General features: G+C 42.3%; 18 protein-coding genes and 1 tRNA gene. 12 read left to right on the top strand and 7 right to left on the bottom strand.

The window, feature by feature from the left end; translation table 11 throughout:
- Positions 1 to 85 (top strand) — tRNA-Leu (locus tag D9603_RS10210).
- A gap of 604 nt (positions 86 to 689) precedes the next feature.
- On the opposite strand, the gene D9603_RS21635 is transcribed toward D9603_RS10210, so the two are convergent.
- Entirely contained in the window at positions 690 to 851 is a 162-nt protein-coding gene (locus D9603_RS21635; RefSeq protein ID WP_161972735.1) for a hypothetical protein, read from the bottom strand.
- 21 nt (positions 852 to 872) lie between these two features.
- Between D9603_RS21635 and D9603_RS10205 the strand changes: the two genes are divergently transcribed.
- Positions 873 to 3,116: a TonB-dependent receptor gene (locus tag D9603_RS10205; RefSeq protein ID WP_128731226.1), complete on the top strand. Its 2,244-nt coding sequence runs from the start codon at positions 873 to 875 to the stop codon at positions 3,114 to 3,116.
- Positions 3,117 to 3,466: 350 nt separating this feature from the next.
- Here D9603_RS10205 and D9603_RS10200 read toward each other — a convergent pair whose 3' ends face one another.
- A complete protein-coding gene (locus tag D9603_RS10200; RefSeq protein ID WP_128731225.1) occupies positions 3,467 to 5,719 on the bottom strand; it encodes a TonB-dependent receptor in 2,253 nt (750 codons plus the stop codon).
- Positions 5,720 to 5,972: 253 nt separating this feature from the next.
- Between D9603_RS10200 and D9603_RS10195 the strand changes: the two genes are divergently transcribed.
- The 3 genes from D9603_RS10195 to D9603_RS10185 all read left to right on the top strand — a co-directional run bounded on the left by D9603_RS10195 (position 5,973) and on the right by D9603_RS10185 (position 10,054).
- The gene (locus D9603_RS10195; protein ID WP_128731224.1) at positions 5,973 to 6,974 is read left to right on the top strand and encodes a LacI family DNA-binding transcriptional regulator; all 1,002 of its coding nucleotides are present in this window, start codon (positions 5,973 to 5,975) and stop codon (positions 6,972 to 6,974) included.
- Positions 6,975 to 7,265: 291 nt separating this feature from the next.
- Complete coding sequence (locus D9603_RS10190) at positions 7,266 to 8,528, top strand: MFS transporter (RefSeq protein WP_128731223.1); 1,263 nt, start codon at positions 7,266 to 7,268, stop codon at positions 8,526 to 8,528.
- Positions 8,529 to 8,536: 8 nt separating this feature from the next.
- Complete coding sequence (locus D9603_RS10185; RefSeq protein ID WP_128731222.1) at positions 8,537 to 10,054, top strand: trehalase family glycosidase; 1,518 nt, start codon at positions 8,537 to 8,539, stop codon at positions 10,052 to 10,054.
- 41 nt (positions 10,055 to 10,095) lie between these two features.
- Here D9603_RS10185 and D9603_RS10180 read toward each other — a convergent pair whose 3' ends face one another.
- Entirely contained in the window at positions 10,096 to 10,995 is a 900-nt protein-coding gene (locus D9603_RS10180; protein WP_128731221.1) for a helix-turn-helix domain-containing protein, read from the bottom strand.
- A gap of 155 nt (positions 10,996 to 11,150) precedes the next feature.
- On the opposite strand from D9603_RS10180, the gene D9603_RS10175 reads away from it, so the two are divergent.
- The 3 genes from D9603_RS10175 (at position 11,151) to D9603_RS10165 (ending at position 14,672) form a co-directional block, all read left to right on the top strand.
- Positions 11,151 to 12,671: an aldehyde dehydrogenase family protein gene (locus D9603_RS10175; protein WP_128731220.1), complete on the top strand. Its 1,521-nt coding sequence runs from the start codon at positions 11,151 to 11,153 to the stop codon at positions 12,669 to 12,671.
- A gap of 382 nt (positions 12,672 to 13,053) precedes the next feature.
- A complete protein-coding gene (locus D9603_RS10170; protein WP_128731219.1) occupies positions 13,054 to 13,338 on the top strand; it encodes a hypothetical protein in 285 nt (94 codons plus the stop codon).
- 569 nt (positions 13,339 to 13,907) lie between these two features.
- Positions 13,908 to 14,672: a class II glutamine amidotransferase gene (locus D9603_RS10165; protein WP_125252407.1), complete on the top strand. Its 765-nt coding sequence runs from the start codon at positions 13,908 to 13,910 to the stop codon at positions 14,670 to 14,672.
- Positions 14,673 to 14,852: 180 nt separating this feature from the next.
- On the opposite strand, the gene D9603_RS10160 is transcribed toward D9603_RS10165, so the two are convergent.
- The 3 genes from D9603_RS10160 to purM are packed head-to-tail and all read right to left on the bottom strand — an operon-like array spanning position 14,853 to position 17,264.
- Positions 14,853 to 15,548 (bottom strand): DUF3108 domain-containing protein, encoded by a 696-nt coding sequence (locus tag D9603_RS10160; RefSeq protein ID WP_128731218.1) that lies wholly within the window; start codon positions 15,546 to 15,548, stop codon positions 14,853 to 14,855.
- 13 nt (positions 15,549 to 15,561) lie between these two features.
- A complete protein-coding gene (gene purN / locus D9603_RS10155) occupies positions 15,562 to 16,212 on the bottom strand; it encodes a phosphoribosylglycinamide formyltransferase (RefSeq protein ID WP_128731217.1) in 651 nt (216 codons plus the stop codon).
- A complete protein-coding gene (gene purM, locus D9603_RS10150) occupies positions 16,212 to 17,264 on the bottom strand; it encodes a phosphoribosylformylglycinamidine cyclo-ligase (RefSeq protein ID WP_128731216.1) in 1,053 nt (350 codons plus the stop codon). The genes purN and purM overlap by 1 nt, the downstream gene beginning before the upstream one ends.
- Before the next feature lie 352 nt (positions 17,265 to 17,616).
- Here purM and D9603_RS10145 point away from each other — a divergent pair, with 352 nt between their 5' ends.
- Positions 17,617 to 17,859 carry a DUF465 domain-containing protein gene (locus D9603_RS10145; protein WP_125252511.1) on the top strand — a complete coding sequence of 81 codons (243 nt, stop codon included), beginning with the start codon at positions 17,617 to 17,619 and terminating at the stop codon, positions 17,857 to 17,859.
- A 175-nt stretch (positions 17,860 to 18,034) separates the two neighbouring features.
- Positions 18,035 to 19,606 (top strand): bifunctional diguanylate cyclase/phosphodiesterase, encoded by a 1,572-nt coding sequence (locus D9603_RS10140; RefSeq protein WP_225740691.1) that lies wholly within the window; start codon positions 18,035 to 18,037, stop codon positions 19,604 to 19,606.
- Here the strand turns inward: D9603_RS10140 and D9603_RS10135 are convergent, their stop codons facing one another.
- On the bottom strand, positions 19,607 to 20,578 hold the full coding sequence (locus tag D9603_RS10135) for a LysR substrate-binding domain-containing protein (RefSeq protein ID WP_125252411.1): 972 nt from the start codon (positions 20,576 to 20,578) through the stop codon (positions 19,607 to 19,609). It lies immediately after the preceding gene.
- A gap of 174 nt (positions 20,579 to 20,752) precedes the next feature.
- Here D9603_RS10135 and D9603_RS10130 point away from each other — a divergent pair, with 174 nt between their 5' ends.
- Both D9603_RS10130 and D9603_RS10125 read left to right on the top strand, forming a co-directional pair.
- A complete protein-coding gene (locus tag D9603_RS10130) occupies positions 20,753 to 21,733 on the top strand; it encodes a zinc-binding dehydrogenase (protein WP_128731215.1) in 981 nt (326 codons plus the stop codon).
- 422 nt (positions 21,734 to 22,155) lie between these two features.
- Positions 22,156 to 22,470, top strand: a 315-nt coding sequence (locus D9603_RS10125) for an ABC transporter substrate-binding protein (protein ID WP_194086965.1), incomplete at its 3' end; no start/stop codon positions are given.

The raw sequence follows: 22,470 nt of genomic DNA, 5'->3' as shown, positions 1-22,470 counted from the left end.
GCGAATGTGGTGGAATTGGTAGACACGCCATCTTGAGGGGGTGGTGGCTTCGGCCGTGGGGGTTCAAGTCCCCCCATTCGCACCAAAATAAAAAAACCAGCTTATGCTGGTTTTTTTTCGTCTTTAATTTAGCTACACCGCTCTCGAGTTAATTTATGCCAATTTTCTTGATTAAGTAGTCTATTATGAGTCGAGAAAATCTTGCCGATAACTCCGCTGCTGCGTCCTGCTCTCGCTAAGGTACCTATATCCTGTAGGAAAGGCGAATTTACGTACCAATAGTTGGCTATTGGAGGTGAACTCAATGCAGCTAGCGCTAAAGCTTTCTGCTAGAAAGGTATTAATTATCCGCAGCTCAGTTTATTTAGTTATTCTAAATAAGAAACTTTTAACGCTGTGAGCGTCAGATTTACTCCTTCAAATTGAGCAACTATCAAGTCCAATTGGTATTACCCTAATTGGTATGACTGACCTCAACTATCTGATGGATAGTGCCATAGCTAGTATGAGCTACTAGATAGCAGCAGCAATTTCAATTTTTTAATATATAGTACTGGTTTTTGGTATAATATCTTGTTGTATATAGACTTTTCTTAAAAATTAAATTTCCAAAATTGGTATTGTTTTGGTTACAAAAACCTAAAAAGTAATTTTTATTAAATAATTATTTCAATTTTACTCAACTCTGACTATAATGCCCTTCCAGAGGAAATAGATGCACCTAACGCATCTTTTTTTATGCCTGAAATTTGTATCGTGCTTATCCTTACTCGAACAAAGTATAAGGCAGAAGCAATGGTAGTAAACCCTTGCTTCTCTAGTTTACGACCTCTCGTAACTAGTTCACACACGGTGATTCCTTTGGAGATTATATGATTACAGTTTTACCTCGTCTTGGTTTATCTGCGATTTCAGCTGCTGTATTAGCAGCGGTAGCCCTTCCTAGCACAGCCTTGGCTGAGCAAGCTAATGTAGAGAAAGAAAAACAAGTTTTTGAAAAAATTGAAGTAACCGCTCGTAAGCGTACAGAAAGCTTGTTCGAAACACCTACCGCTATTACTTCGATCGGTGCAGGTGATATTGATAAGGCAAACATCAGTAACCTAGACGATATTGGTAAATTCGTCCCGAACTTGAACATCACTCGTTATGGCGTTGGTAATGCGGCGCATGCTTCTGTATTTATTCGTGGTATTGGTTTACAAGATCACGTGATCACAACTGATCCAGGGGTGGGTGTTTACGTCGATGGTGTTTACCTTGGTCGCCAGATGGGCTCTAACCTTTCACTACCAAATATTGAACGTGTAGAGGTTTTGCGTGGTCCTCAAGGCACGCTATACGGTCGAAACACACTTGGTGGCGCTGTCAATGTGATCACAAAACAACCTGGTGCAGAAGAAGTTGCACGTATTGAGGCAAAAATAGGTTCTCGAGGCCGTTTAGCGACCGATTTATACACAAGCCAAGCGTTAACGGACACACTAAGCTTTTCTGCTAGTGCATCTTATAAAGAGCGTGACGGTGTTGGTAAAGCCGTAAATTTAGCTAATCCTGAAAAAGAAATTGGCGAGGAACAAGAGTATAGCGGTCGTTTAGCCGTAAGATGGCAAGCAACTAACGACTTAGTGATTTCAGCAGCGTTCGATGGTGTTGAAAATGAGTCTGGTCAGTCTCCTTATACCATTGAGTTAACAGCTCCATTAGACCCTAACGATCCATTTAATGGTGACTTCCCACTATTAGATGCGTCAATGTTACCAGACAATCCTGATGATTTGGCAACAACAGTTGCAGGCATCGAAAGCACTGATTACTCAGGGTGGGGTGGGTCAATTACAGCAGATTGGCAAGCAAGTGACGTTTATTCTGTCAAATTTATTGCCAGCAAGCGTAGCTCCGAATACACCGGTGGTCTTGATGATGATGCCGTGGCGCTTAACCTCTCTGAATTTCCTGAAGAAGGTGGTGCTGATCAGTATTCATTTGAGCTACAGCTAAATGGTACTTATGATTCTTGGGATTTCGTATCAGGTCTTTATTATTTTAACGAAGACGGCTTCACCAGCTCTGGCCCATTTGTATTTAGTCCATGGAATACACCAAACGGCTTATTAAATGATGGTCAGACAGCTTCTTTTGGTGGTTACGGTTATTTCGATATCAATCAAGAGACTGACGCTTATGCGGCGTATATCAATGCAAGCTTTGATGTGACTGAACTTCTTAGCATCGGTGGTGGTTTACGCTACTCTGAAGACAAAAAAGAAGCAGATGCACTGTTCCCAAGTTTTGGTACGCGTAAATACGTAAGTGCAGATTTTGACGAAGTGACGTGGGACGTGAATGTGTCATATCAGCTAACTCGTGACATTAACGTTTACGCACAAGTTCAAAAAGGTTACCAAAGCGGTGGGTTCCCACCACGCCCATTTGGTGGGCCAGATCAATTTGCTGCATTTGAAGAAACCAAAGCGATTAACTACGAAGTCGGCTTCAAAGGTCAAGTTCACGATAATGTGTCTATGATGGTTGCGGCATTCGTAACTGATTATACTGATCTTGCGTTACCATTTAATGACCCAACAGCGGGCGGCGGCTTCGTTACTATCGTAGAAAACGCAGGTGAGTCAAAAGCACAGGGTATTGAACTTGAAACAACGATAGCAATTACGGACGATTTTTCAGTTCGTAGTTCAATCGGCTACTTAGACTCTGAAATTACGCACGTTGATGAAGGGGTGATTGGAATTGGTAAAGGTGACGCTCCAGCACTGACGCCACGTTGGACAGTGATGGTAGCACCATCATACTTCCATGATCTAGAACATGGTGCAACCATTGCTGTAAATGCAAGTTACTCATACCGCTCGGATATGCAGGGGCAGTCTGTTACTCGGGCAAGCGAGTATATTGACTCTCGTGAACTACTAGGTTTTAACATCTCGTATACCAATGCTGAAGGTGATATGGAAGTGACGCTTTACGGCGAAAATGTGCTAAATGAAGTCTACGATGTTGGCCGATTGCAACAAAGTGGCTTCGTTGGTGTGATGCGCAGTAATGATAGAAGTGAGTTTGGTATTAAGTTTAAAAAAGAGTTTTGGCTAGATTAATCGAGTCCTAATTTCAATACAAAAAAGCCGCTAAGTTTAATTGCTAAGCGGCTTTTTATTTTCCAACTAATCTGAACTTAGGATAATACCAATTTGACTTAATACTTGCTCAATTTGAAGGCGTAAATCTGACGCTAACAGCGTTAAAAATTTCTTATTTAGAACAACTAAATAGCAAAATTTTTACCTTGCCTACACGGATGCAGGCACCTTGGCGATAGCAGGACGCGGTAGCGGTGTTATCGACAAGATTTTCTCACCTCAAAATAGACCACTTAATTAAGAAAATTGGTATAAAATGTGAGTTAATCAACTAAAATACCCATGCTCAAAAGTTATCATTACTATTATCAAAAGGTGTAAGCAACACTGAACTTAACGCTTCTTGGCATGATATAGCGGCCGTTGGGTGAGGTTGGATTACGTGGGTCACCTTCGGTGATCCCTTGTTTGTCAGTGAGGTTATCCACTGCCAGTTGCAGTTTTACCCCTTCCGCAGGCTCAACGATCAGGCCAATATCCAGTTTTTCGTAGCCTTCTAACACGACGGTATTTTCATTATCACCAAAGCGGTCGTCCACAGCTGAAAGCGTACCATACAAGGTGGCGTACATACCTGACATTTCAAAGTCATAGCTTGGGGTAATACGCAGCATCCAATCAGGTTGACGTTGTGCTTTGTTGCCTTCATTGGCTGGACTGTCAGTGATTTCGGTGTCTTGCCATGTCGCATTTAAGTTGACCGATAAACCTGATTCATGGTTATAGCTATAATCGACTTCTACGCCGGTGGCTTCATTGGTTAGGATCTCAGCTGGTACACCTGGGCGTCTAACGAATGTGTCGCCCTTTACCTCATTGGTAAACAAAGTAACAAAGAGGTCGCCAGTTTCACCCATATATTTGTAACCAAACTCTGCTTGTGTCACTTCTTTTATAAGTGACTCACCTGATTTATAAGTGTTGTAGTTGTCTCGAAAATCATCAAAGTAAGGCATTTTGTAGCCTTTATTCATGCGAGCAAATACCCCTGAATCCAAACTTAAACTGTAATCAGCACCAAGTGTCCATGAAGTTTTTCGCTCTTCATAGTCAACTGTCTTGGTGATCACACCGTCCAAATCTTCATCTACTGAATATTCTACCTGATGCTGTTCGCTGCGTAGACCTAAATCCAGTTTTAATGCGTCAGTGGCTTGGTAACTCTGCGTTGTATATACAGCCCATGTAGTAGCGTCTCCCGAGCTGCTAATATCATAGTTAAAAGCACAACCCGTCACATCGCTATTACATGCTATTGCGTTTAGTGCTTCTCCGCCTTGCTCCAAAACATGATAAGCACTATTCCCTAAGCTCCACCAATCCTGTGCCGAGGTGGTGGCGGTATAAATACCAAACGCACTCGACCAGTCGCCATAGGTTTTACTCAAGGCTAAATCATTTGTGAAAGCTTCAATATCTTTTAAAACGACCCATCGGCCATATTGTTGCACTATGGTATCGCCACTATATTCATTACCAGTGACGCTTCCCGTCGCTGTTTCACCATTATCAGCTACTTCACTTAAGCGTACCGCGGCGCCTGCAGGCACTAAGCCAATTGTATTAGCGTCGCCTTTAGTAAGACTAAAGCGGTCGTTTAGCTGCCAACCATTATCGAAATTAACTTTTAAACTACCACCTGATACATGGCCTTTCCAGCCGCGACCATCTCCTATATCGATGTTCATGGCGGTGTTATGCTGACCAAAATAAATTGTTGCCTTGCGATTATTTGTGCCTAACTGAGTAAAGCCAGCATCGACACCTTCAACGTTAAGTGGAGTTGGTAGGTACCACGCACCAGTATCGTCGGTTTGACGGGTATAAAGGTTAAACTCACCGTTAGCGAATTCTTTGGTAAGATTGATTGTGAATTGATGGCCTTTTTCTGAAGTAAAGCCGGCATCGCGGATCCCCGAAGATCGTTTGATATATCCTCCGACCATGTAATAGAGATCATTGGATATTTCGCCACTCAATACGCCGTCTATTCTATTGAGGCCATAATCTGTTGTGGTGTACTTGAAGGTTCCTTCTGTATCTGATTGACCACGTTTAAGCTGAAAGTTCGTGGTCAACCCCGGTTGTCCGTTAGACACAACTGGGTTTGGGCCACCACGCAAGCCTTCCATCATACTAATGGTTTCATCGAGCCTGAAGATTGACGTATTTTCTAAAAAAGAGAGTGTAGGGGCAGGGTAAATAGGACTACCTTGCAAACTTACTGTTAAGAAAGGCGCGTCACCACCGCCCGGAAAGCCGCGAACAAAAACATTAGCACCGGACTCACCACCTGAACTTTCAACCCATATCCCTGGCACAGCTTTAAGTAAATCAGCTGTACTTTTGGGTGCAAGCTTATCGATTTGTACGGCATCAATATTGGTTACCGCAAAACTGGCATCAATTTTTCTTATACCGGCACCGCCAGGGGTACCTGATACAATAATTGTTTCTACTTTTTCTTTGTTTTTATTCGACTGTTGCTCAGCCTGTGCTGTTGTGCTTAACGCAAGTGTTACAGCTGCGGCGATCAAGCTTAATGAGTTCGTTTTTATCACGGCTAAAGCCCTCTTGTTGTTGTCATAGACTGGTATTTTACGACTGTCTATTTTTTAAAATAGATCTTAATGCAAACGTTTGCAATGGTGTTGTTTAAAAATTTGTCATAAAACGATGAAAGGCATGGCAAATATACTTTGATTGGTTATCTTTTATGCTTATTTAGGATAGGAGATTCAATTAGTTATGGTTTAAGATCAAAAAAATTGTAAGAATACTACTCTAGTTAACTGCATGAGTAAGGGGATTTGCTTGGCTTCAACACAATTAAAGTTATCAGACTTGGCAAAATTAGCTGGTGTTTCAACCTCGACGGCGTCCCGTGCACTCAACGATAACCCACTGATAAAAAAAGAAACTCGAGAGCGTATTCAGGCGTTAGCGAAAGAACATCACTTTAGTATCAATGCTGCAGCAAGTCGCCTGCGGATGCAAAAAACCAAAGTTATCGCTGTTATCATCAATCTTGAAGCAGAAACCAAGCAATCGGTTGATGATCCCTTCTTGCTAAAAGTTGTCAGTGATATAAACCGTGCCGTGAATCGTCAAGGGTATGAATTGCTTCTGTCTAACTCACATATGGCAGGTGAGGATTGGCACGGCTACTTTATTTCTGGTCGTAGAGCCGATGGCGTAATCGTAGTTGGGCAAGGTAAGGAGCAGGCAAAAATCGAACAAGCTGCAAAAGCTGGTACTCCCATTGTAGTGTGGGGCGACCCGAAAACCTCTGCAAACTACCCGATTGTAGGTAGTGATAATTTTGTCGGAGGGTTAACAGCTACCGAGCACTTAATTGCCAAGGGGGCTTCTAAACTGCTGTTTATGGGAGATCCTGCACACGCAGAGTTGGGAGAGCGCTATCGAGGCTTTTGCCACGGGGTGGAGAAGGCCGATGTTACTGCAAAGCTGGTTAGAATCGATATTACCTCAGAAGCCGCCTACGCCAGTATTAATACATTGCTAAGAGAAAATGGGCTGACTTTTGATGGTATTTTTGCGTGTAGTGATATGGTTGCGCTTGGGGCATTAAAAGCATTGAAAGAGCGCTATGTCAGCGTGCCAAATGATGTCAAAATTGTAGGCTTTGATGATATTGCTATGGCGCAGATAAGTTTCCCAGCGCTCACAACAATTAAACAAGACACCCATGCAGCAGCGCAATTACTAGTAGAAAAACTACTCATACAGCTAAGTGGTAAGATGTGTGAATCTCAAGAAGTACCTTCGTCACTGCTTATCAGGCAATCTAGTTAACCTGAAGTTCGGTTATGAGATGAACTAACTCATTGCTGTTAAAGCAGAGCTTAATTTTTCAACTCGTATTAGGAAATAACACTCTGGGTAGCGTGATAGCATGTTTCCAAGCAGAGTTATTTTAGTTGACTCACTAGTTCTAGCTTTGGTTCAGGTTAAATCAGAAAATACAATTACTATCGCAATCATAACGTTAAGGAACTCTTAATGGTTTTGAAATGCAAACGATTGCAAAAGCAAGAAAGTCTGTCTAGACTAAAAAGGAATCACAGTGTCTTAACGAGAATAACAATGAACCGAGCACGTATAATACTTGCGATGGCTGTTAGTTACTTTCTGTTCGCTATTTTGCTCAATAGTGTTGGAACAGTCATTTTACAATCAATTCATTCCTTTGGAATTACAAAACCACAAGCTGCGACATTGGAAGCATTTAAAGATCTTCCCATTGCTATCGTGTCATTTTTAGTCGCCTCCGTCATTCCAAGAGTTGGATTTAAAATCGCTTTGACTGTTGTGCTAGGAGTTGTGGCGCTGATCTGTAGCATTACACCACTGGTTGCTGAGTTTTGGATTTTAAAACTGGTCTTTGCTTCTGTGGGCGCTGCTTTCGCGGTAGTGAAAGTGTCCGTTTACGCGTTAGTTGGGCAAGTAACCGAGGGGAGTAATCAGCATTCAAGCCTTCTTAATTTTATTGAAGGTGTGTTTATGCTGGGAGTGCTTGGCGGGTACTGGGTTTTTGCGGCCTTTATCGATAGCGGTGATAACACACTTGGCTGGCTAAATGTATATTTTGTACTGGCGGTATTAAGTGCATTTACTGCAATCATTGTATGGATCTCGCCCATTGCAAAACCAGAGCCGACACAAGCGGCGGGATCTAATATTTCGGCTTTTACGGCAATGTTGAAGCTCGTCACAAAACCTTTGGTACTGGTGTTTGTCATTTCCGCATTTTTATATGTATTGATTGAGCAAAGTATCGGAACTTGGCTACCTACGTTTAACAATGAAGTCTTGTCTTTACCAGTTAATATAAGCGTGCAAATTACCAGTATTTTTGCAGCCTGTTTAGCACTAGGTCGACTTGGTGCTGGAGTTGTGCTTACCAAAGTACACTGGTATGTGGTGTTAAATGTTTGCCTTATCGCCATGGCTGTGCTCGTGGTGCTGACTCTACCCATGACGGAAAATATTGAAAAGGCAGCCATAACATCTTTACTTGATGCGCCACTGGTGGCTTTCTTAATGCCTTTGATTGGACTCTTTATGGCGCCTATATATCCGGTGATTAATTCGGTAATGCTAAGCAGTTTACCTACCGCTCAACATGCCTCTATGACCGGGTTAATCGTGGTATTTTCAGCCCTTGGTGGTAGCACTGGCTCTATGATAACAGGGTTCGTATTTCAGCACTTTGGGGGGCAGCAAGCGTTTTATGGCGCGCTTATTCCTATGTGTGTCATTGCGGTATGTCTATATTTTTTCAAATCGATGAGTGAGTCTAGCCAAGCAAATCCAGCTCACACACCAAGTCAACAAAAGGTGAGCTGAGGTTTTACATGCAGTACCAATCAGATTTTTACAACACAGAAATTTTTAAGGCAGTACAAAAGGCCGGTTTGTTTGCAGATAGTAAAGCCTTTGCTGACGCCATCGCAAAAATACCACTGGCAGAGATTGAACAGCTGTACGCCAAGCAAAAACCAACAGGAGCGACGCTGCTGAACTTTGTTCATACGCACTTTGATTTTGTCGCCAGCAAAGAGTTAGAGGCCTTGCCTGACTTTGCTTGCGCACAGCAGTACATCAGTGCGCTTTGGTCACGTTTATCCAGAAAACCGAGCACGGCAGCTACAGGCTCTTTATTACCGTTACCTTACCCTTATGTGGTACCGGGTGGGCGTTTCAATGAGATCTATTACTGGGACAGCTATTTCACTGCACTTGGACTATTAGATGCAAATCGAAACGATCTCGTTGAGGGAATGTTAGACAACTTTATCAGTTTGATTGACCGTATCGGGCATGTACCAAATGGCAATCGAGATTATTATCAAAGCCGCTCACAACCACCTGTGACGGCATTAATGGTGGATTTGCTGTGGCAACAAAAGTCTGACGATATGCAGTGGCTCAAGCTAGTTACCCAAGGGCTAATAAAGGAATATAACTTTTGGCAAACCGGTGGTGATGTTGGCAGCACTGAGGGTAATGCGCGGCTGCGTGTCGTCACAATGCCATGTGGCGGTACATTGAATCGTTATTGGGATCCGCTGGCAGCACCACGTCCGGAGTCGTATGTAGAAGATGTTGAATTGGCTAGTAGAACAGTAGACCCAAGTGTGCTTTATCAACATATTCGGGCTGCATGCGAGTCGGGATGGGATTTTAGTAGCCGTTGGCTTGCAAACCCCGATGACTTGGCAAGTATCCGCACAACCCAAATTATCCCCGTAGATTTAAATGCACTGCTGGTCTTGCTTGAACTGCAGCTCGCAAGATGTTTAAAGAAACTAAATAATGAAACACAAGCCGAACATTATGATTCGCTGGCGTCAAAACGCAGTGCACTTATCCAGCGCTACTGCTGGTGTGATGAAACAGGCTGGTTTTATGATGTTAACCTTGATGATTATCAACCAACCAAAATTGTTTCACTGGCAGGGGTTGTCCCCATGTTTGCTAAGCAGGTTACACCAGCACAAGCACAGCGAATGGGTGACAAACTAAGATACGATTTTTTAAAATCAGGCGGGCTCGTCAGTACGCTAACCCCTACCTCACAACAATGGGATAGTCCAAATGGTTGGGCGCCACTGCAATGGTTTGCGGTATCGGGGCTAAGATCATATGGTCAAAACCAACTTGCAAGCGAAATTATGCAAGCATGGATTTATGCTGTTGAAACAGGCTTTGCACATCTGGGTTGTTTGCTGGAAAAGTATAACGTGGTAGAGCCAGACAAGCAGGCAGAAGGAGGAGAGTATGTTGTGCAACAAGGCTTTGGGTGGACAAATGGCGTTACCAGTCGCTTTTATCGACTGTTATCACTTGAAAATTCGAGTACTTTGACGTGATGTTAAGGCACTCTTGGCTGTGTACAAGATTAATGGCGTTATCAGTCGCTTTTATCGACTTTTAGCGTCTGAAGTTGATAGTTTTTTGGGGTGACATTAAAGGCTTGTTTAAACGCTCGGCTAAATTGACTCGGGTGCTTGAAGCCGAGTGTAAAACTAACTGCTGTGATCTGAGCCCCAGCTTTTAATTTTGCCTTAGCTTCTGTGAGCCTCCTCGCTTGTAGCCACTGTTGTGGCGTAGTTGCAAATGATTTTTTGAATTGGCTAAAAAATCGACTGCGACTCATGCAGCTGAGCTTACAGAGCTTATCTACATCCAAAGGCTGCTCTAAATGCGTCTCTAAATAATGCACTGCTTGGTATAGTCCATTGCGATCCGGAGTGTGTTTGACCGCATTGAGCAGAAGATCTCGGCTTTGTTGTTGTAGGAGCCTCGCTATCAGTTCATCCATTGCTAAATCGATAAAGTATTCTCGATTATGTTCATTTTCGCTAAATAAGTGGAACAGCTTTGCCAAACAGTGTTGGGTTTGCCAGTTGTGCTCGGCATGAATTAGCTGTTTTTGGTAAGTCACTTCATCGCAGAGGCTCAGAGATAATTTGTCGCTAACTGCCTTAATTTTCTCTCGGCTGATCTCAATGGCTAAGCAGGTAGTTGGCGAAGATAAGCTCGCATCTGGAAAGTCGATATGTACAGTTTGCTCGGGTGCCAGCACAAAGCTTTGATGTGGCAAAAACGGTTGATGGTAATCACAACTGTCTACATGCATCACTTTTTTGCCACTTACCATAGCGCAAAACAGCACTTCACCGGAGGTAAGCTTTACTTTATTGGCACTTTCATATGTGTCATAGATACTTAGCTCAACATTGTTGGCAGCAAAGCTTACTTTGTTTTCGATCAAACGATCAATGTGACTAACACGTTTCGCAATCTGCAAGCAATATTCTCCTTATCCGATACTTTTTGGACTGTGTGTATATATTCCAAGACGCCTTGTTAAGTTTTTAAAGCTGAATTTGGCTAATGTCAAACAGAAAAACAAATCTGGAACAGTAAGATCCAGGATAAATAACACAAGTTGCAGAGGTCAAAATGATATACGCAAATCCAAATACTGAGGGTGCTGTCGTCAGCTTTAAAACACAATACAACAACTTTATTGGTGGCGAGTGGAGACCACCTGTTGAGGGGCATTACTTTGATAATATAAGCCCAGTAAACGGTGAAGTTTTTTGTAAAGTTCCACGCTCAAGCGCAGCTGATATTGAACTTGCACTAGATGCTGCGCACGCAGCTAAAGCGTCTTGGGGTAAAACATCCGTCACTGAACGCAGTAATATTTTACTTAAAATTGCCGATCGGATTGAAAAAAATCTTGAATATTTAGCTGTTGCAGAAACGTGGGATAACGGAAAGGCTGTGCGCGAGACATTGGCGGCAGATGTGCCTTTAGCGGCGGATCATTTCCGATATTTTGCAGGGTGTATACGCGCGCAAGAGGGGACAATAGGTGAAATTGATGAGTCAACCGTCGCGTATCATTTTCACGAGCCTCTAGGGGTAGTGGGGCAGATCATCCCTTGGAACTTTCCATTGCTTATGGCTGCTTGGAAACTTGCCCCCGCGCTTGCAGCAGGCAATTGCGTGGTGCTCAAGCCAGCAGAGCAAACGCCGGTCTCTATTTTGTTACTAGTGGAGCTGATAGCCGACTTGCTACCAAATGGTGTCGTTAATATCGTTAATGGCTTTGGTCGAGAAGCCGGTGAAGCACTTGCTACTAGCCAGCGTATCGCAAAGATAGCATTTACAGGCTCAACTCCCGTTGGTTCACATATTTTGAAATGCGCGGCGGAGAATATTATTCCTTCAACCGTCGAGTTAGGCGGTAAATCTCCCAATATTTACTTTAGTGATGTGATGCAAGCGGATGATGACTACTTAAGTAAATGTATTGAAGGGGCAGTACTGGCTTATTTCAACCAAGGTGAAGTCTGTACCTGTCCTTCTCGATTACTCGTACAAGAAGACATATATGATGATTTTATCGCAAAAGTGATTGAGCGAACCAAAGCCATCAAGCGCGGTAATCCACTCGACACCGAAACTATGGTTGGTGCGCAGGCTTCAAAAGCACAGTTTGATAAAATTCTTAGCTATATAGATATAGGTAAAAAAGAAGGGGCTGAAGTTTTAATAGGCGGCGAAGTAGAAAAGCTTGGTGAAGGTTATCATCAAGGTTTTTATATCCAGCCAACCCTGTTAAAAGGCAACAATCAGATGCGTGTATTCCAAGAGGAAATCTTTGGCCCAGTCATTTCTTTATGTACCTTTAAAGATGAGGCTGAGGCATTAAAATTAGCGAATAGCTCAGAGTTTGGTTTGGGTGCAGGCGTCTGGACGCGAGATATGAATCGAGCATATCACTTTGGTCGTCAAATTGAAGCAGGCCGCGTTTGGACTAATTGCTATCATATGTATCCAGCGCACGCAGCATTTGGTGGCTACAAAAAGTCGGGTATTGGCCGCGAAACGCACAAAAAGGCCTTAGATCATTATCAACAAACCAAAAACCTACTGGTGAGCTATAGCACCAGTCCACTGGGTTTCTTTTAGCCATAGCGGGAGATACCTCCCGCAATCTTAAAGCGCTGCGCCGCCCAGCTAGGGTTAAATACAACGGTATAGTGATAGGGCAATCTCTCACATCTCTAACAGAAATAACGTAAAAAGTAGTAATCTAGTACCTATACTCGCTAAATTTAAAGCGCTGATTTTTTTAAAACTATTCCTTATATAACAGTACTTTATTATTTTTCTTGCTTCGAAGTGTATCTTTGGTTGTTTTATGAATATTGTTCGAAAATATAGGCTAATACTTTGGTATACTTGTTTTTTTAAACTAATAACTCTACAATTTTCAACTGATTCTTGGGAGTTCTGGAAAAGAAACTCAAGATTTACACCGCAAATATCACCAATAGCAAACGGAGCTGCTATGTTTAAGTTTATCTCTTGGATCTTTTCGATCACCGCATTTTCACTTTCTTTCTTTTTTATCACGCAAGGCCATTACACGTTGTGTGTGGTGTTACTACTCGCAGGGCTTATTGCTTTGCCAAAGCGTGATACTGAGCTGCAACCGTTAGGTATGCGCTTACATACTAAGCATTTTGCCAATGAATCACGTTCTATCAGTTCAAAAGAAGTCATTAATTTCTTAGTTGCATTTTCACTTGCAGGGCTGAGTCTGGCGTTTCAATGGCAGAGCGTCGTTATATAAAACGGCCAGTCTGATTTTGGGTATCAGCTTGAGGCTGCAAATATGTTTAAACTGATACCTAAAGTTGCTTGTTAAATTTGTGTTAGGGCATCTCCACTTCCTACATGTTGTTCTCAGGCAATCACTCTTGTAACTGGCTAAACTCTACTCGGATATACGTAATTTAGCCGTTTTAAATTGCAAATTCTGAGCGGTCTACCGCAATATTTTATCTTCTTGCAAAGGGTAAGTTTACAGCTTCAATAAAATCCTGAACAATAGTGTGTATAATACGCAAAATGATAAAACAACACAGGTTTTGCTGTTACTTCTATGTTTAACTTATGCTGACGATAAGTCATACGCTTTTGATAGTCTAATTCATTGCTAACTGTTTAATTTACTTTAATAATATACTGTTAGCACAAAGAGCCAAGGGTCAATACCTAGGGTAATACGAGAATGGCAATACTCTTGAAGCTTTCCAGTTAGGCTGATAAATAAAGCGACAATAGGCAAGTTGATTCTTTGCCTAAACTATAGAGTGATTAAGTGAAATCGTGTAATTGATATGTGTGGTTATGTAGTTTATGTGCGAGCTTTTAGGGATGTCGGCAAATGTACCGACGGACATTTGTTTTAGCTTTTCTGGTTTATTAGAGCGAGGCGGTAATACTGGGCCACATAAAGATGGTTGGGGTATTACCTTTTATGAAGGTAAAGGGTGTCGGACATTTAAAGATCCTGAGCCCAGCTGCCAGTCGGAAATCGCTAAATTGGTAAAAGCCTACCCGATTAAAAGCGTATCAGTGATCAGTCATATTAGGCAAGGTAATCGCGGCCGAACCTGTTTAGAAAATACTCACCCATTTACGCGGGAATTGTGGGGCAGAGAAATTACTTATGCGCACAATGGTCAACTGTCTGATTACAAAGACTTAAAAACAGACTTTTATCGCCCAGTGGGCAATACCGATAGTGAGCTGGCCTTTTGTTGGATTTTAGACAAGGTGAGAGAAAAGTATCCTAACAGGCCCTCAAATATGGTGTCAGTGTTTAGGTACATAGCCAAACTTGGGCACACACTTAGGGAGAAAGGAGTGTTTAATATGCTGATCACCGATGGTATTTATGTCTTAGCATATTGCACCAATAACTTACATTGGATAACGCGTAGAGCACCATTTGGCAAAGCAACCCTTATTGACGCTGACATGGTTGTTGACTTTCAAAAGGAAACAACTCCAGACGATGTGGTAACGGTAATAGCGACTCGACCGCTAACAAACGATGAGCAATGGCAAAAACTACAGCCAGGTGAGTTTGCACTATTTAAGCTCGGTGAAAAGGTATAAGTTGCATTAGTTCCTTGCCATCAGCCTACTGGGCATCTGGCAAGGGTCAAACCGAATAATTTTTCGCATCAGTAGCTAGACTAAGCGCTAACTGCACCTAACTATTGATACGTAGGCTGCCACTTAATGTGAATCTAGAAACAATGTGTTAGCTCATTGCTTATCTACACCTCAGGTTATCTAGCTATCTGATTTTGCCTCTAAGGTTTTCAGCTCTATTTGAAATTGTTCCATCCCATCCTTTCCTTTATACATTTTCACAAGCATGTGATCATGATCGGGAGCAAACCATGCTATGGCTTGACGGTCACTGTCGTCATAAATGCGCTTAACTTTTATTGTTTTTACATTTCCAAACGGGAGGGTTATTGTCTCTTCGCCTGCAATTTCAAAGTCATAGCTACGTTGACTGCCTTTTTTGTCAATAATTGGATAGCTAAATTTGGTTTTGCCAGACTTTAAATCTTCCCTCAATTGTACTTGATAGCTAATCAAATCTTGTTGATTTTCGAGCCATTTTACTTTTAACGGATATTTTTCTTCGCTCGAGGTAATGGCATGGTTTTGATGATCGAACTTAATTTTATAGCTTTTATCAGGTCCTGTACCTTCACGCTTCATACTATAGTGAAGTGGACTGATGACATGATCTGATAGCTTAAATAATGACTCCTCAATACGCACATCTGAAAAGATCATCCATTCGATGTCACTTTTATATCGCACTGCATAAGTGGACTCTGCTACTTTGGTGAGTGTCCGAGTTGCTGTGCCATGTACTTCCCCTTTGCGAGAAACTTGGTATTCTGCGTGATATTCTTTTAGAGGATTGGCAATCGTGGAGGTGGAAAGTAGAGCGCTAATACCAATTAGCACAGCGCTCCATTTTTTATTCTTTGATGTACGGCGCACCTTGAACTGGTAAGGTTTTGTTGTCAAAAACAGCATATTCTGCTTCCATGGTTAGTCTTTGTTCGCTGAACCATTTGACCACCAAAGGGTAAAGAATATGTTCTTGCTTATGAACACGTTGTGCTAGTGACTCTGCCGTATCACTGGGAAGAATTGCAACCTTGGCCTGGCAGACTACAGGACCGCCATCTAACTCTTCTGTGACAAAGTGAACGCTAGCACCATGTTCCGCATCGTTAGCATCGATAGCTCTTTGGTGGGTGTTCAGCCCTTGATACTTAGGCAACAAAGAAGGGTGAATGTTCAACATTTTTCCCTTAAATTTTTGCACTAAATATGGAGTTAGAATACGCATAAATCCTGCTAATACAACCAAATCAGGTGTAAAGCGCTCAATTAATTGGCCAAGCGCAACGTCATAGTCCTCGCGTGAGGCAAATTGCTTATGGTCTAATACTTCGGTTGTTATGCCGGCTTGTTGGGCTCTTATCAAACCATAGGCACTGGCTTTATTGCTGACGACGGCAGCAATTTCACCGTTTATATAGCCTGACTTACAAGCGTCTATAATCGCTTGTAAGTTTGACCCGCTACCAGAAATTAATACAACCAGGCGAGTTGGTGCCATTACTCGGCACCACCTAAGATCTCAACTTGTTCTTCACCTGTTTGTGCGTTTTGGATCTCGCCAATGTGCCAAGCATTTTCACCCTGTGCTTTAAGTATTTCAAGGCTCAGTTCTAGTTTGTCAGCTGGAACAACTAGCACCATACCGACACCACAGTTGAATGTGCGGTACATTTCGTGAGTTGCGATGTTGCCATTTTCTTGTAACCAATTGAAGATTGAGGGCCATTGCCAGCTATCCCCTTTGATCACTGCCTTTGCTGACTCAGGTAGCACGCGAGGGATATTTTCCCAAAAACCACCACCTGTAATATGCGAAAGCGCGTGCACATCGACTTCTTTTAACAATGCTAAGATTTGTTTTACGTAAATGCGCGTCGGCTCTAGTAGATGTTCACCCAGTGTTTTACCTTCGAACTCTGCGTTGGTGTCTGCGCCAGAAACCTCTAGTACCTTGCGGATCAGTGAGTAACCGTTGGAATGGGGGCCACTTGAACCAAGCGCAATTAGTTGGTCGCCTGACGCAACTTTAGTCCCATCAATAATTTTAGACTTTTCTACAACACCGGTACAAAAGCCAGCCATATCGTAGTCATCGCCTTCGTACATACCAGGCATTTCTGCTGTTTCACCACCGATAAGTGCACAACCAGATAACTCACAGCCTTTACCGATACCAGATACAACGTCTGCTGCAACGTCAACGTCTAACTTGCCAGTGGCATAGTAATCCAAGAAGAATAGGGGTTCAGCACCTTGGACAATAAGATCATTAACACACATAGCAACTAGGTCGATGCCTACCGTATCATGTTTTTTTAAATCGATAGCTAAGCGTAGCTTAGTACCAACACCGTCAGTGCCAGCAACCAAAACAGGCTCTTTATACCCAGTTGGGAGTTCACATAGTGCACCAAAACCTCCAATACCGCCCATGACTTCTGGACGGCGAGTTTTCTTCACTACGCCTTTAATTCTTTCGACCAATGCGTTGCCCGCATCGATGTCAACGCCAGCGTCTTTATAACTAAGAGACTGTTTTTGTTCGCTCACAGGTTTTCCTCAAAAGTTGCTAGATAGATTTGCTTAGAAACGCCGACATTTTACAACAATTGCATCTGGGCGGCTAGCGACTTTACGAGAAACCCTTTGTATGTGGTCAAAGGTCCTCGATTTATTCGTGAATCTAGTATAGGAAATTGCTAGATGTTTGCTTTCAATGTAAAGGTATTTGACTTGCGTTAGATCAATATTCAGTGGCGGCAGGAGCGTACTATGAAGACAGACCCAATCAAGCAGTAACTTCATGAGATTATTGAAGAACACTGTTGTTAAAGGCGCATTGATTGGGTTTTCTAAACACGAGAATGCGTTTTATACCACCACGATTAATGGGACTAAAAAGATGAATATTGAACGCCACAGTTTAGCAAAAGAGCTACCAGAGTTTAAAGATAGAATTCACGAACTTAAATTGTCAGATGGACACTTCTCAAGGCTATTTAAAGACTATCACGAAGTAGATAATGAAGTGATCCGAATTGAGGATGGCGTAGAACACTCAAGTGATGAATATTTAGAGTCGCTGAAAAAAAAGCGCCTATGGTTAAAAGATCAACTATATAGCATTCTTAAAAGTGCTGAGTGACGATATATAACAATGCGGGCTAAGCTGGCCCGCATGCCTGCCTTTGCTTATCTTTTGCCTCCGTTGATGTCGTTTTGAGCAGGATCAAAATTCTTATCTATACTGTAATCATTGTACTCCTTTCACGATATATCCTTTGATTGCACTCACTTTGGTCATTGCTGGTAGCTTTATTATGGGATTAGCGTTTTCTCCAGCAATAAAGATCTGCCGTTTGACTTCGTCCATGGGGTGGCGTGTTTTGTTGATCCTAATGGCCTTGTTTGAGCTTGGTTACGTAAGCTTTGCGTATTTTATGTATGCTCACCTAGAGAGCATTAGCATTATTGAGCAAGGATTGAGCCTCATCTTATTCTTAGGGTCAATTTTCGTGTTTGTTGTCAATTGCCTTAGCTTGACGAGCTTGCGTGAGCTAGACGAGATAGCAAAACAGGCAAAATATAACGCGGAGCATGATTTTTTAACCGATCTTGAAAATCGGCAGCGCTGTATCGATGCGATAAATGAACGGAAATTACGACAAGTTGATTTCAGTGTTATTCTAGTCGACCTCAATAATTTTAAGCAGATAAACGATGCCAAGGGCCATTTTTTTGGTGATAAATTACTGGTAGCACTTGCGAATAAAATGCGCGCTGCACTATTACCGCGAAGTCAATTATATAGGATGGGTGGGGATGAGTTTATTATCATTATGGATGTCAGTGATGCCAACTGTATCTATTCACAAAATAATGCTTTGCTAAGCGAACTAAGATCGGGGATCGAAATAGAAGACCTAGAACTGGATGTTACCTATAGCGCTGGTGCTAGCTTATGGACAAAACAACGACAGCTAGGGGTCTTTGATCTATTGAAACAAGCTGATATAGCAATGTATTCGGCAAAACACAGCCGCCAAAGTATCGTTATTTTTGACGAAGAACTTCACGAAGGAGTTGAAGCTGAGTTTCAATTACTTACAAACCTAAAAACGGCATTGGCACGGGGGGAATTAACGCTTTATTATCAGCCGATTGTGTGTACACAAAGCGGCGATATTTATGGTGTGGAGGCATTACTGCGGTGGCCGCAAGCTGACGGCACTGTGATTATGCCTGATAAGTTTATTACATTGGCTGAGCGGAACAACTTAATTAAGCAATTGAGTGCGTTTGTTATTAACCGTGTGTTTCAGGACTTAGTAATTTTGCTGGAAGTACATTCAAGTTTAGAAGTGCATATTAATCTTTCATGCCAAGACTTTGTGGAGCAAAATTTGATAAGCACACTAGCAATGTTGTTAGATACGCACCAAATTGATCCTAAGCATGTCGTTTTCGAATTAACCGAAAGTACGGTAATGCAGGAAGTCGAAAAAGCACGAAGCCTAATTGAAACCTTAATTGAAATGGGATTTTCGGTGAGTATTGATGACTTCGGTACTGGTTTTTCCTCCTTTTCAATTCTCAAGGAGTTGCCAATCTCACAAATAAAGATTGATGGCTCTTTTGTCAGTCTCAGCCATGAGAGTGAGAAAGATCAAGCGATTGTAGAAACCAGTATGTTTCTTGCCCGTAAACTTAACTGTAGTATAGTCGCCGAAGGTGTTGAGAGCGATGCCTGTTTACAGTACTTATCCCGCTTGGGTTGCCCTTACATCCAAGGCTTTCAAATTTGTGAACCACTATCATTGAGCGAGTGTATCAAATGGATGAACTCAAGATTAATGGTCAAAGGAGCGATGAAGCGCCTAGATGGGCGATAGCTAAAAAGTCAGTTTTGGTCTTGGCGGCACAAAACCATACATCTGCTCAAAGCCTGGTATTTCATTTTCCCAAATCGGTATTTCTTCACCTATATAAGCACGAAATGCGTCGAGGAATAGGCGTGTTCTTACAGGGAGATCACGATGAGGGTAAAGTGCGTACATCGCTGCAAAATCAATGAGCTTTGTCTCGGTAAGCAGTGGCTGCAGTTTTCCGTCGGCTACCTCTTGGCCAACTAAAAATGCGGGGGCGACGATGTAACATGTTCCGGATAGCACGCTTTCTAAAAGAGTATCACCATCATTCGTTCTGAAGATACTCTTAATTGGCATTTGTTGCTCTTGGTTATTTTCATCCAAATAAGTAATGCTGGTGAAACGTAATGCGTCACTGGCGTAACTTGCAGCTGGGAGTTGAGTTAATTCTTCAAGTGTCGTCGGTGTGCCATGTGTTTTTAAAAAGGTTGGGCTGGCTACTATCAAAAAACGATTACGTGCGATGCGCCGTGCTATCAAAGAAGAGTCTTTTGGCTCGCCGACACGAAAAGCTAAGTCAAATCCTTCACCGACTAAGTCAACCAGCCTGTCTTCTAGCCTGAGCTCGACTTCAACGTGAGGAAAACGTTTTTGGAAATCATTAATAACCGGCTGTACATAGCGTCTACCGACAACTGTTGAGCTGGCGATTTTGAGCAATCCCTTTGGCTCTGTGTGGTAATTTTGCGCGATCCGCTGTGTATCACTTAGCAGTAAACGCAGCTCTTCAGCTTTTTTTACCATTTCAGATCCTGCTGAGGTTAATGAGAAAGAACGTGTTGTTCTATTCATTAGCCTTACTCCAAGCTCTTCTTCAAGCTTGGTCATCTGCTTGGAAATGACTGAACGGTCAATGTTGCGAAGTTGTGCGGCGCTTGCAAATGAACCGCGTTCTACAACGTCTAAAAAGATTAATAATCGGCTGCTAATATCCATAGTGCAAAAAAGTTCACTGATACTGATGCCATTGTGACACTAAACAATTGGAATTGCGAGGGGCATATTTACACTAATAAAGTTGTGGCAAATAGCTAACAATGGTTTAATGAAAATAGACGCATAGCTTCTAAGCGTATTACATTATTTTGAAGCATAACGTAAAGGCACAAGATGAAAGCAGTCCGATTCAAACATACAAATGGACTTACCTTCGAGCAGGGAGAGATTAATTTACCCGAGGCGAACGATGATCAAGTTTTGATCAAAGTTGAGCATGTTGGTTTAAGCTTTATCGATACTAAAGTCGCCAATTGTCCTTGTGAAGACACACCAAATCGTGTGTTTGGTATTGACGCGGTAGGCACTGTTGAGAAAGCTTGTAAAACAGGCTTTCCTGAACCCGGCACTCGGGTATTTTGGCATGGAGATATACGTGAGCAGGGCACAATGAGCGAATTTGCAATCGTCCCTAGTCATGCCTTAACTGTGCTACCAGCCAATGTCGATGGTAAGCTTGCAGCCGCGGCAATCGCGCCGGCTATGTGTGCATTAATCGCGCTATTCAAATTACAGCTGAATCGTGGTGATACCATACTTATTGAAGCGGCACATCATCCAGTTGGACAAATGGCGGTACAGTTTGCAAAGCAGCTCGGAGTTGGTGTTGCTGCTTGTACACAGGCAAAGCATAAAAAGCTGGTGGAACAACTAGGTGCAGATCTGGTTTATACAGAAGATAATCTGTCTGCTTTAGCCGAGAGGTTACAGCAACATTTTGGTGAAGCAGAGGTTCAAGGTGCATTAGACCTTACCGGCACACAAACACAGCAATTGATCAATCATTTGGTTTTTTGTGGACGAGTGAGTTGTTTAGCTGGGTTACCTGCAATTGAACAGCATGTACTGATGAAAAAGGCACCTAATATTGGCATTGTATCTTTATGTGGGAGCTGGCTTTCTAACAGTGTCTGTGCACAGCAAAGAATGGCATTTATTGGCAATGTACTGGCCGAAAAGCTAGAAAAAGACGAAGTAAAGTTGTCCCACTTAGGATCCGTCCTAGCTAATAACGACATTCTCATCGAGACACTCGATAAGCTTGCTGATGATGAAAATATTACTTTCTTCTGTGCTGAGATGCCGTTTAACTAATTCTTGCTTTTTAGGGTGCCAAGGCTGCGTGTAAACCCAGCCTAGCACTTCTGCAATATTTGATACATTTTCTGACATTTTTTCTTATCTGAACACCGTATACTCAAGCTACCACTAGGCTATGGCAGTAAAGTGCAGTAAACCCTTCTGTCCATACTGTTAGTGGTGCTTGTACCGTATTAATACCAATTTGACTCAATACTTGCTCAATTTGAAGGAGTAAGTCTGGCGCGAACTACGTTAAGGTTTTTTGTCTGGAAATAGATCGTTTAGTTAAGCGGATCGGTATTAATCGTGTCATCTCATATTTTATAATTGGTTTATTGATGTCAACACAGCATCAATTTGGTGCGAATTGATATGTTTATTTGCACTCGTCAAATTGGATAGACTAGTGCCCAAGGTTTAATAAGGATTAAACGATGAAAAAGTTACTCATTATTTTTAGTTTACTCGTTTTTTCGAGTATTGCTGTGGCGAATACTTCTCCATACACGCTAATCAATCAGGTAGGCGATAAGCTTTTTACAGATATTAAAGCGGTAAATAAAGAAGGAAAGGCAACTGAAACCGAAATGAAGGGGATTGTACGTAGTCGCCTTATGCCACACATTGATGTGAAGTTTGTTTCTTTCAAGCTGCTTGGCAAGCATATCAAAGGGCTAAAAAGAGATGAAGCGGTCGACTTTATTAATGCCGTTGACGATTATTTAGTGGCAACATATGCCAGCGCACTT

The organism is Pseudoalteromonas sp. PS5 (assembly GCF_004103255.1).
GTDB classification, from domain to species: domain Bacteria; phylum Pseudomonadota; class Gammaproteobacteria; order Enterobacterales; family Alteromonadaceae; genus Pseudoalteromonas; species Pseudoalteromonas peptidolytica.
The sequence above is the reverse complement of the archived record's forward strand: the minus strand, read 5'-3'. Positions and strand labels throughout refer to the sequence as shown.

What these genes read in the sequence shown, in the direction of transcription:
- purN (WP_128731217.1), bottom strand. Translation starts at nt 16,212, where the DNA reads ATGGCACCAACTCGCCTGGTTGTATTAATTTCTGGTAGCGGGTCAAAC.
- D9603_RS10170 (WP_128731219.1), top strand. Translation starts at nt 13,054, where the DNA reads ATGTTTAAGTTTATCTCTTGGATCTTTTCGATCACCGCATTTTCACTT.
- D9603_RS10135 (WP_125252411.1), bottom strand. Translation starts at nt 20,578, where the DNA reads ATGGATATTAGCAGCCGATTATTAATCTTTTTAGACGTTGTAGAACGC.
- D9603_RS10140 (WP_225740691.1), top strand. Translation starts at nt 18,035, where the DNA reads ATGGGATTAGCGTTTTCTCCAGCAATAAAGATCTGCCGTTTGACTTCG.
- D9603_RS10130 (WP_128731215.1), top strand. Translation starts at nt 20,753, where the DNA reads ATGAAAGCAGTCCGATTCAAACATACAAATGGACTTACCTTCGAGCAG.
- D9603_RS10185 (WP_128731222.1), top strand. Translation starts at nt 8,537, where the DNA reads ATGCAGTACCAATCAGATTTTTACAACACAGAAATTTTTAAGGCAGTA.
- D9603_RS10205 (WP_128731226.1), top strand. Translation starts at nt 873, where the DNA reads ATGATTACAGTTTTACCTCGTCTTGGTTTATCTGCGATTTCAGCTGCT.
- D9603_RS10145 (WP_125252511.1), top strand. Translation starts at nt 17,617, where the DNA reads ATGAATATTGAACGCCACAGTTTAGCAAAAGAGCTACCAGAGTTTAAA.
- D9603_RS10165 (WP_125252407.1), top strand. Translation starts at nt 13,908, where the DNA reads ATGTGCGAGCTTTTAGGGATGTCGGCAAATGTACCGACGGACATTTGT.
- D9603_RS10175 (WP_128731220.1), top strand. Translation starts at nt 11,151, where the DNA reads ATGATATACGCAAATCCAAATACTGAGGGTGCTGTCGTCAGCTTTAAA.
- D9603_RS10190 (WP_128731223.1), top strand. Translation starts at nt 7,266, where the DNA reads ATGAACCGAGCACGTATAATACTTGCGATGGCTGTTAGTTACTTTCTG.